The sequence below is a fragment of the Qipengyuania sp. GPGPB31 genome, assembly GCF_038396345.1.
In the GTDB taxonomy this organism is placed as follows: Bacteria; Pseudomonadota; Alphaproteobacteria; order Sphingomonadales; family Sphingomonadaceae; genus Qipengyuania; species Qipengyuania citrea.
In genome coordinates this window covers 435,029-447,878 of sequence record NZ_CP149572.1, presented here as the reverse complement: position 1 = coordinate 447,878, position 12,850 = coordinate 435,029, and the positions used below count along the sequence as shown (strand labels likewise).

9 protein-coding genes, 1 tRNA gene and 1 pseudogene are annotated in these 12,850 nt (G+C 62.5%); 4 read left to right on the top strand and 7 right to left on the bottom strand.

The genetic code is table 11. From position 1 onward, the window contains the following. The first annotated feature begins 77 nt into the window (after nt 1-77). The 3 genes from yghU (at nt 78) to WKH79_RS02390 (ending at nt 2,502) form a co-directional block, all read left to right on the top strand. Nucleotides 78-929, top strand: coding sequence for a glutathione-dependent disulfide-bond oxidoreductase (yghU, locus tag WKH79_RS02400; protein WP_341859492.1), 852 nt, complete (start codon nt 78-80; stop codon nt 927-929). Nucleotides 930-1,004: 75 nt separating this feature from the next. Then, on the top strand, nt 1,005-2,414 hold the full coding sequence (locus tag WKH79_RS02395) for a glycoside-pentoside-hexuronide (GPH):cation symporter (RefSeq protein ID WP_341859491.1): 1,410 nt from the start codon (nt 1,005-1,007) through the stop codon (nt 2,412-2,414). Between the two features lie 13 nt (nt 2,415-2,427). Then, a tRNA-Gln gene (locus WKH79_RS02390) sits at nt 2,428-2,502 on the top strand. Nucleotides 2,503-2,653: 151 nt separating this feature from the next. On the opposite strand, the gene WKH79_RS02385 is transcribed toward WKH79_RS02390, so the two are convergent. Next, nucleotides 2,654-4,657 carry an amidohydrolase family protein gene (locus tag WKH79_RS02385; RefSeq protein ID WP_341859490.1) on the bottom strand — a complete coding sequence of 668 codons (2,004 nt, stop codon included), beginning with the start codon at nt 4,655-4,657 and terminating at the stop codon, nt 2,654-2,656. Between the two features lie 394 nt (nt 4,658-5,051). Here WKH79_RS02385 and WKH79_RS02380 point away from each other — a divergent pair, with 394 nt between their 5' ends. After that, complete coding sequence (locus WKH79_RS02380) at nt 5,052-6,557, top strand: acetyl-CoA acetyltransferase (RefSeq protein WP_341859489.1); 1,506 nt, start codon at nt 5,052-5,054, stop codon at nt 6,555-6,557. Between the two features lie 8 nt (nt 6,558-6,565). On the opposite strand, the gene WKH79_RS02375 is transcribed toward WKH79_RS02380, so the two are convergent. The 6 genes and pseudogenes from WKH79_RS02375 to WKH79_RS02350 form a co-directional block, all read right to left on the bottom strand. Next, nucleotides 6,566-6,769 carry a hypothetical protein gene (locus tag WKH79_RS02375; RefSeq protein ID WP_341860082.1) on the bottom strand — a complete coding sequence of 68 codons (204 nt, stop codon included), beginning with the start codon at nt 6,767-6,769 and terminating at the stop codon, nt 6,566-6,568. 51 nt (nt 6,770-6,820) lie between these two features. Next, nucleotides 6,821-7,743 (bottom strand): annotated as a pseudogene (locus WKH79_RS02370) (molybdopterin molybdotransferase MoeA); the annotation flags it as partial. An 8-nt stretch (nt 7,744-7,751) separates the two neighbouring features. Beyond that, complete coding sequence (moaC, locus tag WKH79_RS02365) at nt 7,752-8,231, bottom strand: cyclic pyranopterin monophosphate synthase MoaC (RefSeq protein WP_160767098.1); 480 nt, start codon at nt 8,229-8,231, stop codon at nt 7,752-7,754. 126 nt (nt 8,232-8,357) lie between these two features. Beyond that, nucleotides 8,358-10,559 (bottom strand): EAL domain-containing protein, encoded by a 2,202-nt coding sequence (locus tag WKH79_RS02360; RefSeq protein ID WP_341859488.1) that lies wholly within the window; start codon nt 10,557-10,559, stop codon nt 8,358-8,360. 242 nt (nt 10,560-10,801) lie between these two features. After that, nucleotides 10,802-11,401 (bottom strand): SDR family oxidoreductase, encoded by a 600-nt coding sequence (locus WKH79_RS02355; RefSeq protein WP_341859487.1) that lies wholly within the window; start codon nt 11,399-11,401, stop codon nt 10,802-10,804. A gap of 45 nt (nt 11,402-11,446) precedes the next feature. Beyond that, nucleotides 11,447-12,826 carry an NAD-dependent succinate-semialdehyde dehydrogenase gene (locus WKH79_RS02350; RefSeq protein WP_341859486.1) on the bottom strand — a complete coding sequence of 460 codons (1,380 nt, stop codon included), beginning with the start codon at nt 12,824-12,826 and terminating at the stop codon, nt 11,447-11,449. Nucleotides 12,827-12,850: the final 24 nt, after the last annotated feature.

Here is a 12,850-nt window from a genome sequence, read left to right as displayed (position 1 = left end):
CTTGGTACGGCATGGACGGTTCCCCAACTTGCGACGAACGGGAGGCTGCATTACCCCCGCACCAGAGGAGAACGATCTTGGCCGACCCCACCTACACCCCGCCGGAAGTCTGGCAGAACGACACCGAGAACGGCGGCCGGTTCGCCGGGATCAATCGTCCCACAGCCGGCGCGCGCGAGGAAAAATCGCTGCCGGTGGGCGAGCACGATTTCCAGCTTTATTCGCTTGCCACGCCCAATGGCGTCAAAGCCACGATCATGTTCGAGGAACTGCTCGAGGCGGGCCATTCGGGCGCCGAATATGATGCCTGGACGGTCAATATCGGCGACGCGGTGCAGTTCACTTCGGGTTTCGTCGATCTCAATCCCAACTCGAAGATTCCCGCGCTGCTCGATCGCAGCGGGCCCGAGCCGCTGCGCGTGTTCGAAAGCGGGGCCATCCTGATGCATCTGGCGGAAAAGTTCGGCGCTTTCCTGCCCGCCGACCATAGGCGCGCCGAAGTGCTCAGCTGGCTGTTCTGGCAGGTCGGCAGCGCCCCTTTCATCGGCGGCGGGTTCGGCCATTTCTATGCCTACGCCCCCGAGAGATACGAATATCCCATCAATCGCTATGCCATGGAGACCAAGCGCCTGTTCGATGTCACCAACCAGCGGCTGGCGGAGAGCGAATATCTGGGCGGGAGCGACTATACCGTTGCCGATATTGCGACCTACCCCTGGTTCGCCCCCTTCGTATTCGGCAACATCTACAACGAAGCCAGGACCTTCCTCTCGATTCACGAATACGAACATGTCGATCGCTGGGTGAAGCAGATTGCCGAGCGCCCTGCCGTGCGGCGGGGCCGCATCGTCAACAAGACCTGGGGCGAGGAAGACACCCAAATGCTCGAACGGCATTCGGCCGCCGACTTCGAAGGCAAGTCGCTCTAGTACGCTCGTCGGCAACCGCTTGACTCGGACGCCGCGCTGCCCTCTCCTCGGCTCAACGGAGAGAGGGCACGCGCGTTGGCTAATCAGGATCCCCCGGTCGGGAGGCTGGAGAAGCTCGGCTATGGCGTTGGTGATCTCGCCTCGTCGCTCTACATCAACTTCTTCAACATCTACCTGCTCTATTATTTCGTAGAGCTGGGCGGCGTCGGCCCCGCGGCAATGGGCCTGATGCTGCTGCTGACCAAGTTCTTCGATGCAATCACAGATCCGGTTATGGGGGCCATCGGCGATCGCACGCGCACGCGCTGGGGCCGCTACCGGCCCTATCTGCTGTGGGGGGCGGTGCCCTTCGGCCTGTTCGGCGCCGCCATTTTCGCGGCCCCGGAACTTACCCCCGGATCGATGCTGGTCTGGGCGTATGTCACCTATACGCTGACCATGGTTGCTTTCACCGCGACCAACGTGCCCTATTCGGCGCTGATGGGCGTGATTTCGCCGAGTGCGGATACGCGTTCCTCGGTCGCCGCCTACCGGATGATCTTTTCTGCGCTGGCGGTGGTCGGCGTGGCGGTGGTCGCGACCACGCTGGTGCGCGAACTGGGCGCTGGCGACGAACGACGCGGCATCATGCTGACGATGTTCGTGCTGGCGGGCGCCGGCATGCTCGCACTGGTCATCGCTTTCGCGTCCACGCGCGAACGTATCCCCCCTGCTCCCACCAACGGCCGGATCCGCGACGATATCGGCTTGCTGATCCGGACCCCGGCGTGGATCGCGGTCGCCGCCGCGGCCGTGCTCACGCCCGTTGCGCTTGCTTCGCGCGCTTCGAGCGCGCTGTTCTGGTTTCGCTATGTAGCGGGCGACGATGGCCGTACGGTCTTCCTGTTCCTCGACCGGGTGGGCCTTTTCTATACCGGCTTCGCGCTGGGGCAGCTGATCGGCGTGCTCGTCGCCGCATCGCTGGCCCGCCGGTTCGACAAGGCGCACCTCATCATCGTCGCCGGCATCATCGAAGTCGCCGCGATCAGCGCATTTCACCTGATGCCGGTCGATGCCGTCTGGCCGCAGACCGCCGCGCAGGTCTTCGTCGGCGTCGGACTGGGCATGATGATGATGCTCGCCTATTCGATGTTCACCGATATCGCCGAATATCTCGAATGGTCGACCAAGCGGCAGATGACCGGTCTTGCCGTATCGGGCGCGGTCTTCGCGGTTAAAACCGGCGTGGCGATCGGCGCCGCGCTGCCCGGCCTGTTGTTCGCCCTGACCGGCTTCGAGGCAAGGGCAGTGCAGACCGCCGACGCCCGCCTGGGCATCGATCTCGCCTTCGCCATCGTGCCTGCGGCAATCATAATCCCGGCGGGCGTGGCGATGCTGTTCTACAAGCTCGACCGGCGGACCATCGCGCACTTCGAAGGCGAACTTGCGCAGCGCCGGATGCAATCGGCCCCGACCCCCTTCCCTTCCCCGCCCGAGACGCTATAGGGGCGCGCACTGCTGGGGTGTAGCCAAGTGGTAAGGCATCGGTTTTTGGTACCGACATTCGCAGGTTCGATCCCTGCCACCCCAGCCACTATCCTGACACTTATCAAGCGCTCGCGAAGCGTCAGCTTCCCAACCACTCAAACCACGTGGCACCCTGCCGCGGTCTTGAGAACAGCAGCATGTATCACACCAATTCGGCCGGGTGGGAGAAGACTACCGACCGCGCCTGTCGGAACCGTCTATTCGGCTAAGATCTCCGGCGCCTCGGCGAATGGCTCGATACCGAAGAAAGGGTAGATATCGCTCGGGAAGTAAACCGTCCCGTTCGATACCACCATCTGGATCCTCTTGATTTCCTTCAGATTGGCTGTCGGATCACCGGGCACCAGGAAGAAATCCGCATACTTGCCCCTCTCGATCGAGCCCAGTTCCTGATCCTGATTAAGGTATTCGGCCATGTCATAGGTGGCCCGCCTCAACACCTGCGCCGGAGACATGCCGAGCTTCCCGAAGAGTTCGAGTTCGCGGTGATACGCAAAACTGCCGCCGAGGTCCGTGCCAGGGACCAGGAGAATGCCCTTGTCATTCATCAGCGTGAGCGTCTCGATGATCGTGTCGAAAGCTGCTATGTAAGCATCTCTCTCCGCCTGGTTTTCCGTGCCGAACAAAGCCTGCTTCATGTACCGCTGCGTGTTGACCGGCATGTTGTCGAACACGTCGATCGAGCCTGCGGGAACCTGCCCGTCGATGGCCGTCAAACCCAATTCGTGAATGGCAATGGTCGGATCGTGCGCCACGCCCTTTTCCGCCATCTTGTCCAGGGTCGACTGGATCAGGTCGCCGTCCAGGTCGAGCGAGGGAAATCGTTGCATCGCGGTGAAGCGGAAGAGGGTGCGTGTGTCTTCTCCCTCGTTCAGGACCCAGCCGAGCATCAGTTGATTGACGTGCGTGATCTCGTCGAAACCGGCATCGATCATGGCGTCTGCAGTCGAAAAAGCTGGCACATGGCCGGCTACGCGCATGCCGAGATCATGGGCTTCGCCAACGACGGCATCCGCCCATTCGGGATTCATGGAATTGTACAGCTTCACCTGCGGATAGCCGCGCGCGGCATACCAACGCACAAGATCGATGGCTGCCTGCTCGTTGGCTGCGATTTCACCCGTCGCTGCGGAGAATTCGGATTTGCCCTCGATAAATCCCGACCGGCTGATGCGAGGCCCCGCGATAATACCCTCGTCGATCCGTTCGATGAGCCCGTCCAGGACTTCGTTCTCATTTCCCATGTCACGGACTGACGTGACGCCCGCCACGATGTTCATCAGGGCATTGTCCTGGCCTATGTGGCCGTGCATTTCGTACATGCCGGGAACAAGCGTGCCCCCCGCCCCGTCGATCACGGTTTCGCCTTCGGTCGGGAGACTGCCCAAGTCCTCGATACTGGCAATGCGCTCGCCGTATATGACGACATCCCTGGCTTCCGTCAGGGCAAGCGTTTTCGGATCGAAAATGCGCACGTTGCGAATGCGAACCGGACCATCGAAGTTGCGGGCGGCCTTTGCCTGTATTTCAACAAAGCGCTGCGTCGAGTAACGTTCGGCTTCGGCGCGAAGCGCCTCGTCAGCCGCTTCATAGCCTTTCCGAACGATCGCGAAACGAGGGTCCGCGACCGAGAATAAATTCAGGTCCTGATCAAGGGTGATATGGGCCGGATCGGTCGACAGCCCTGTGATTTCGTAGGTGGTGACGGTCACCTCCCCTTCGGCCCCGTCGTAGGTCGCAGTATCACGCGCCCTGATCCGGGCAGTTCCGCCGGGAAGCACCGCCATTTCAGCGTGTGGAGTCGCAAGCAGGGCTCTGGCGAGCAAGGAAATGCCCCAAGGGCTCCCGTTCTGGTCGATGTAGAATGAACACGCGTCTGCCGAACCTGGGCCAGTCGAGTCCTGCCAGCTCGCCTTCCCGTCAGTGCAGGCATAGCTCTCGTTCACCGGGTTCCCGAAAGTGGTGCGGCCCGTGATGGTCCAGTTGGTCGGGATGCCCTCCGCATCGACCTCCACCTTCTCCCTGATAGTCGGACCTCTGCCATTCTGCTTGTAGTCGAACTCGATGTTCGACGTGTTGCCAGCGGTTTCGACTTCCAACCCGCCTACATCATCGCCGCCAAAGAGGACGCGATATTGGTAAGTCTCGGCCGACGCGGCAGTTGAAAGCAACACGGCTACGGAAACGACAAGAAACTTCATGGCAGGCCCCCTGATTGAGGCGCCAACCTTAGGCGGGATTGGTAACTTTACAATCAGATTGGACGCAAATCTGGCTGCTGACACGCTCAAGAACCCTGGGGGCGCCTGGATGCACGGCGGGGTTGTCGGGACCGTTTTCAGCGCCCAACTGCGGAACCACGGTCGGTTTGCTGCATCTCTTTTGGCGATTGGAGTAGCGGCGCTGCTTCTATGCGTCTTCCACTAAGTCTTCGTGAACGCAACGCATGCGATCGAACGTTTGCAAGCTCAGTCACTGCGTGAGCGTCTGCATCGGCGAGGTTGCTGCCTCTCCCCATCCTATGAGGGCGATCCTCAAGTTTCGGTTGCAGCATGCAACCTGCTTGCTAGGCATGGCGGTGAGAGGAGAGCGAGCGTGACCGAGCAGGATCCAGAGACCATTCCCGTTATTATCGGTGTTGGCCAGATCAACGACCGGCCCGAACAGCCGGGTGACGGCCTGGACCCCGTCGGGTTGATGGCCGAAGCGCTGCGGCGCGCGGATGCCGATGCGGGCGGCGGCGTACTCGAGGACTGCGATTCGCTGGCGGTTGTCGCGCAGCTGGCGTGGCCGCAACTCAATCCGGTGGATGGCAAGGTAGCCGAGGCGCTCGGCATCGATCCGTCGCATTGCATACAGACGGCCATGCCCAACGGCGACAGCCCGATCCTGCTACTCAACGAGGCTGCCAATCGCATCGGTCGGGGAGAATCCCGGATTTGCGCAGTTACCGGGGGCGAGGCGCTGCGGACTGCGGGTCAGCTGGCTGCACTCAAGGCCCGCGATGGCGGCGAGAAACCCAATGCGCTGCGCGACGCATCGCACCGCGTGCGCAAGGGCTATGCGCAAAGCTATGGGCTTACGGTCCCGACCGATGTCTATCCGCTGTACGAGAACGCCGGCCGCGCGGCCTATGGCCAAACGCTCGCACAGGGGCAGGCCGAAAGCGGGACCATCTGGGCGGGCATGAGTGAAGTCGCGGCTGCTGGCGAGGGTGCGTGGATTACCAAGCCGGTGAACGCGGAGTACGTCATCACGCCATCCGATCGCAACCGCCCGATCGCCTTTCCCTATACCAAGCTGCAGGTGGCCAATTCCTCGGTCAATCAGGGCGCGGGCTTCCTCGTAACTTCGCTCGCGGAAGCACGGCGGCGCGGGATCCCGGACGAGGCGCTGGCCTTCATCGGCTATGGCGCAGCGGCGCATGAAAGCGACAATTTCCTCGACCGGGACCGCTACGATGCTTCACCCAGCCTCGCGACATCGATCGAGCGCGCGATGCAGTTGAACGCGGTCGGCACCGAAGATCTGGCCCATGTCGAACTGTACAGCTGCTTTCCCTGTGTCCCGAAAATGGCCCGCCGGGTGCTTGATTGGCCCCTCGATCGGCCGGCCACGGTGTTTGGCGGATTGACCTTCGGAGGCGGCCCGATCGGCAATTACATGAGCCATGCGGTCGTCGCCATGGTGCAGAAGCTGCGCGGGACCGGGGATAAGGGCCTGTTGTTCGCCAATGGCGGCTATGCAACGCACAATCATACTATCCTGCTTGCGGGGACGCCCACCGGCGCTGCCTTCCCGCACGACTTCGACTATCAGGCCGAAGCCGACGCGCGCCGCGGCGCTGTCCCCACGCTCGACCGGACCTACGAGGGGCCGGCGACGATCGAGAGCTATACGGTCCATTATGGCCGCGACGGTTCGCCCAAATCGGGTGTGATCGTGGCCCTCACCCCTTCGGGCAGCCGCACCCTTGCCGGCGTGGCAGGAGAAGATGCCGCCATGATCGCGTTCCTGACGGACGGCATGCGTGAACCGGTAGGCAGTGCCGGCAATGTGACCCGCGGCGACGGCGACCTGTCAATGTGGATGCGCGGCTAGCCACCCGTTCAGAACAGCAGAGCGGATACCGTATTGCCTGCTTCCAAGCCGGCCTGGCTGGATGGGCAGCGGATCAGCCAGTCGGCGCGGGCCAAGCCGCCCTGCACTCCGCTGTCCTGGTTGCCCAGTACTTCGAGGCCTGCCTGGCCCCAATGCGCCCTGGCGAAGGTCTCGCGGTCACCCGTCGCAGGCAGCGGCGTGGCCAGCGGCATGTCGCGCCAGGCATGATACCCCTCGCCGCCCTGCAAGCGCTCGAGTATCGGAACGAGGAACAGCCGCGCGGTCACCATGGCCGAACTGGGATTGCCCGGGAGTCCGAGAACGAGCCGTGCGCCAGCCCGCCCGAGCCACACCGGCTTGCCCGGCTTGATCGCCAGCCTGTCGAAGACCAGCTTAAGCCCATGCGGCGCGAACATGGGTTTGGCGAAATCACGATCGCCGACCGATGCTCCGCCGATGACAATCACGATATCGGCACTCTCCAGCAATTCGCCCGCCTGCCGCTCGAGCGCGGGTAAATCGTCCTGTGCGCGGCACCGCGAAGTTACGCGGGCACCGGCATCTTGCGCCAGCGACGCGATTGCCAGCGAGGTCGAGTCCGGAATGGCGTAGGGCGCCAACTGCGCGGATCCCGGTTCGGCCAATTCGTCCCCGGTGGCGATGATCGCAATCGCTGGCTGACGATGCACGGTGATCTCGGCGACATCGGCGGCCGCTGCCGCCACCAGCGTCTTCGCATCAAGGCGGGCGCCCCTGCGCAGCAGGACTGCGCCCTTTTCAAAATCGCTGCCACGCTGCCGCACGTGTTTCGCAGGGCCGAACCCCGCGGCGAACCGTACCGTGTCTGCATCGCGCTGCGCATACTCCTGCATGATCACGCAATCGGCACCGTCGGGAAGCGGTGCGCCGGTGAAGATGCGAACCGCCTCTCCCCCGGCAGGACGCCGGCGAAAGGGGCGCCGGGCCGCGCTTCGCCCGCGACCTGGACGGGTTCACCCCCAGCGATATCGCTTTCGCGCACCGCATAGCCATCCATCGCTGAAACGCTGTGCCGCGGAGACGGAATCGCCGCGCGAATATCCGCAGCCAGCACGCGCCCGGCGCCTGCGCTCAGAGGGACGGTTTCGATTTCCAGCGGCGCGACATGGGACGCGATCAGCGCCGACGCTTCACCGAATGTCTTCATGGCAGCTGTCATCGCGGGAGCTGCCAGGCGCCCGAAGCGCCGCCCTCCTTCTCGGTCACGCGGATTTCGCCGATGGTCATGCCCTTGTCGGCTGCCTTGAGCATATCGAACAGCGTAAGGCAGGCAACCGATACTGCAGTCAGCGCCTCCATTTCGACCCCGGTTCGCCCCTCGGTACGGACTACGGCTTCAACGATAAATCCGGGCAGGCTCAGGTCCATGGCGATCGCGACGTCGATCTTGCTGAGCGGCAAGGGATGGCACAGCGGGATCAGATCCGCCGTGCGCTTGGCAGCCATTACCCCGGCCAACTCAGCCGTTGCGATCACGCTGCCCTTGGGGGCCTTGCCTTCCTCTACCAATGCCAGCGTTTCGGCAGAACACGACAAGCGACCCTGCGCCCGCGCGCGCCGCGCGGTGACCGGCTTGTCCCCCACATCGACCATTCGTGCACGACCGTCCTGATCGAGATGCGATAGCTTGGGCAAATGCGGATCCTTGTCGGGTGAAGAAGAGAACCGCCGCTCTATCTCGTGAGCGTATCCGGCGACAACCCATCTCGCTGGGAAGAATTACCGCAATACGGACCATAGGACCTATATCTCAAGCAAGCTTTACCTTTGGAAAGGTGATGAGCCACTCTGACGGGCTGGCTGAAAAAATCGATGTTGTAACGGCGCGCGCGAGCGAGATGTCCCGAGCCGAAGCCGCCCGTTCGGCGGTGCTATTTCTCGCGCGTCAGCGGAAGCGGCCACGCGGACGGTGCCAGCGCTTCCTGCCGGTCGAGTTCCCAGTTTGCGAGGCTGCGCACCTTCGTGCTGTGCGGCCAGTGGTACTGTGCCAGCAGGTCCCGCGTGCCCTCTTCGTCGAGCGGATAACCGAGGTGATAGCCCTGCCCGAACTCGGCACCAAGCTCGCGCGCGGTTTCCCGATCGCCCGAAGTAGCGATGAATTCGGCGACGCTTTCGAGCTTCATCGCGGCAATCATCTTCACCACCCCGCGGAGCATGTCGCGCCCCTGAGGATGGCGCGCCCGCTTGATCAGCGACCCGTCGATCTTGACCTTGTCGAAGCAGAATCTCGCGCAGATAGACCAGCGAGGCGAAACCGGCGCCGAAATCGTCCAGCGCCACCCGGCATCCGGCCTCGCGCAGCATGTCGACATTGCGCCTGGCGGTAGCGAAATCGACCAGCATCGCGGTCTCGGTGATTTCCAGTTGCAGACGCTCGGCCGGGTAATTCTTCTGCTTGATCAGGGCGACGATTTCGCTCGCCGCGTCGCCGCCGCAAATATGCGCTGCGCTTAGATTGAACGACAGACGGCACGATGCCGGCCATTCGGCAGCGAAGTCCACTGCGCGCGAAAGCAATGCGAGAGTGATCGGCCGGATACAGCCGATCCGCTCCGCGATCGGGATGAACTGCCCCGGAGATATATTGCCGAGCACCGGGTGCTCCCAGCGCGCCAGCGCTTCGAACGACGAGAGCTGTCCGGTCCGCAGGTTGAAGATCGGCTGGTAGGCCAGCGAAAGCTGATCCAGCGCGCCCTCCTCGAGCAGCGCGGTCTCGATCGCGTGGAGACGCTTGTTCTTGTCGCGTATCTCTGCGTCGAACAGCTTCGTCTCGATCATATCGTTGCGTTTGGCAAAATAAAGCGCTGCATCGGCATCGCGCAGCGCCTGGTCGACATCTGGGGCGTCCTCGCCAAGCAAGCGAGCGCCAGCGCACGCCCCGATGCTGACCTGCGCATTCGCCAGACGCATTGGTTTGCACAACTGCCTTAGCGCCTTGTCACACACATCGACCAATTGCCCCAGTTCGGCGAGGCAGGAAGATCCCGCGATGAATACGCCAAACTCGTCGCCGCCCAGACGGCCCACGACCGTTCCCTGGGGCAGAACGCGCTGAAGTCGAAGCGCGACCTGGCGCAAGACTATGTCGCCCGCATGGTGGCCGTACAGATCGTTGATCGGTTTGAACCGGTCGAGATCGATCACCGCCAACAGGCCGCACTGCCCACCGTCGAGCTTCGCCTCGATGTCGTGGATGAAGGCCAGCCGGCTGCGCAATCCGGTAAGATTGTCGGTTTCCGCCTGATATTGCGCGTTGCGCCGCGCATCGGCCAGCTCGGTATTGGTGCGCTCCATTCGCAGCAACGCCGCGTCCGCATCGTATTGGGCCTGGAACAGCCGCAACTGCGTCCGGTGACTGGTTTCGGCAATATAGAAATTGACGGCCGTAAGGACGACCGTCGCGACCGAAGCCGGGATATTGGATGCAGCGAAAAGATAGAGAACCGCGGCGACGACCGGCATCACGAAGCAGAAGAAAATCACCCTCGAGGCGAAAATGATCCCGGTGAGTGCGGCACCCTGGGTCAGTGCGGCTAGCAAACCCAGCGCAAGGATGGGCAACCAACTCGGCGTGCCGTCGGCCATGCCGTCGAGATCGAAGGCAAGCGTAAGGTAGAACGCGGCCTGGGTGCAGGACAACAGCACCACCATAAAACCGGTCAGCCGGGCGGCGTTGCGATTGACGTCCTCGGTTTTCCCTTCGGGTACCGGAAGCATCCAGTGCCGGAAACGAAACGCGACGGCCAGCGCCAGAATGCACGCCACGATCCGGGTGACCAGGTGATCCCATGTTACCCAAGCCAGCCCGGCGTAAGGAGCAAGTATGGTAAGGTAGTAATAGTGAATTGTTTCGCGGACCGACTTGACGCGTTCGCGGCTGAACCTGTCAGCAATCTCGTCGTCGGATTCGAATCCGATCAACCTGTCGATGTGCTGCAACAATTTCACCCGATCCTCGATCATTCGGTCGCAGTGCCATGCACAGCCCAAATGATGGTTAAGTGATAGTCAGGGAAACTACTGTGCCACGTGACCTTCGATATCGTTCCTCGTTTCCCGAGCCTTTCCGAGTTTCGAACTCGCTCTACCATTGACCCATGTCCTTGGTGCTTTTCGCGGCTCGGCGAATAGGAAAAGGGGCCCCGCCGCTCACGCGGCAGGGCCCCTTTCTTATCGGTTGCAGCGATGGCGCAGCGTTTCCGCGATCAGCCGACGCTTTCCATATGGAGCGCCTTGCCGACCCATTCCGGCGATTCCGCCGCATCAGCAAGCAATTTGGCGACATCCCCCCGGGCAGCCTCGCCCTTGGGGTCGACATTCTCGCCCAGGCGGACCTCGCCGGTCCCGCTTTCATCGGTCAGCGCGACCGGCCGCAGGATCGCATATTCGAGATCGGTCGCCTTGAGGTGTTCGTCCGCTTCGTGCTTCGCCTGCAAATAATGGCCCAGCTCATGGTCGGGATCAGGGTCGCCCGCGCCGATGCTGCTGAGCATGACGAACCGGCGCACGCCGTTCGCCACCGACAGGTCGATCAGCTTCTTTGCCCCGTCGCGGTCGACCTTGTCGGTCATTTCGGCCGAAGTGTCGCCGCCCGAACCGGCGGCAAACACGACGACGTCGCAGCCTTCGGTGATGTCGTCGGACAGGTCGGTGAGATCCGCCTGGCGCTGGGCGACACCCTCGGGCAGGCCCGAGGTGTCCGAGCTTTCGCGGACCATTGCGACGGGGTTGAGCCCGCGCTCGTGCAGTTCGCGGACGAGGCGCTCGCCGGTGTTACCGGTTGCGCCGGCTACAAGTACTTGCATAATAATTCTTCGAACTTCTTTTTGGGCGTGCGGGCGATTCACTGCTCAGGAAGGCAGGAAGATCGCCTTCGCATTGACGAATTCCTTCATGCCGAAGCCGCCGTGTTCGCGGCCGTAACCGGAATCCTTCACGCCGCCGAAAGGCATGTTCGGGTCGGCCGCGCCGAACGAGTTGATCCGGACCATGCCGGTGTCGAAATGGTCGCGGGCCAGGCGGACCGCCTTGTCTTCGTCCTTGGTAAAGATGCCTCCGCCGAGGCCGTAACGGCTGTCATTGGCAATCCGCATCGCATCTTCGTCGTCCTTGGCGCGGATGACCGATGCGACCGGGCCGAAAAGTTCATCGTCATACGCGGGCATGCCGGGCTTGCAGTCGGCGAGTACGGTGGCGGGATAATAGCAACCGGCATCGTCTGCGGGATCTCCGCCGCAAAGCAGCGTGGCGCCCTGGTCGACGCTTTTGGAAACCTGCTCGATGATCGTGTCGAACTGTTCCTTGCTGGAAAGCGGCCCGAGCTGCGTGTTGTCCTTGGTCGGATCGCCCATGGTCACGCCCTTCATCCGTTCGACGAAGGCGGAAACGAATTCGTCATAGACCGCGTCGGTCACGATGAAGCGCTTGGCCGAGACGCAGGTTTCGCCATTGTTGTACAGTCGGCCCATGACGCAGGTCTTGACCGCGGTTTCGATATCGGCGTCTTCGAGCACGAGATAGGCGTCGTTCGAGCCGAGCTCGAGCACCGTTTTCTTGAGGTTCTTCGATGCCAGTTCGCCGATATGGCTGCCGGCGCCGTCGCTGCCGGTCATGGTCACCGCGCGGATGAGCTTGTGTTCGATCACCTTGTCCGACAGGTCATGACCGACGATGATGACATCGAACAAGCCCTTGGGCAGGCCGGCTTCCTCGCAAAGATCCCGCAGCAGCAGCCCACTACCGGTACAGATCGAGGCATGCTTGAGGATTACCGAATTGCCCGCGATCAGATTGGCGGCAAGCACACGGACCGGCTGGTAGAGCGGGAAATTCCACGGCTGTACGCTGTAGATCACGCCGATCGGCGAGAAGGTCACGATACCGCGCTTCTTGCCGCCGCTATGCGTCCGCTCCTGGTCGGCCAGCTCTTCCGGCCCCTTGTCGGCAGCGTATTCGAACAAGCGCGCGCAAAGCTCGACTTCAGTCTTCCCGTCGCGCAGCAGCTTGCCCATCTCGCGCGTCATCAGTTCAGAGAAACGCTCCGAATTGTCGCGCAGCACTCCGGCGATCTTGCGGAGATAGGGCGCGCGCTCTTCATGCGACTTGCTTCGCCAGTCGAGGAACGCTTCATGCGCGCTGTCGATCTTGGCGAACACCTCCTGTTCGCCCATCACCTCGTAGGTTTCGAGCACTTCGCCGGTGGCCGGGTTGCGGGTCTGTATCTGGGACATGGGGGGCCTTCTCGCTTGCATAGC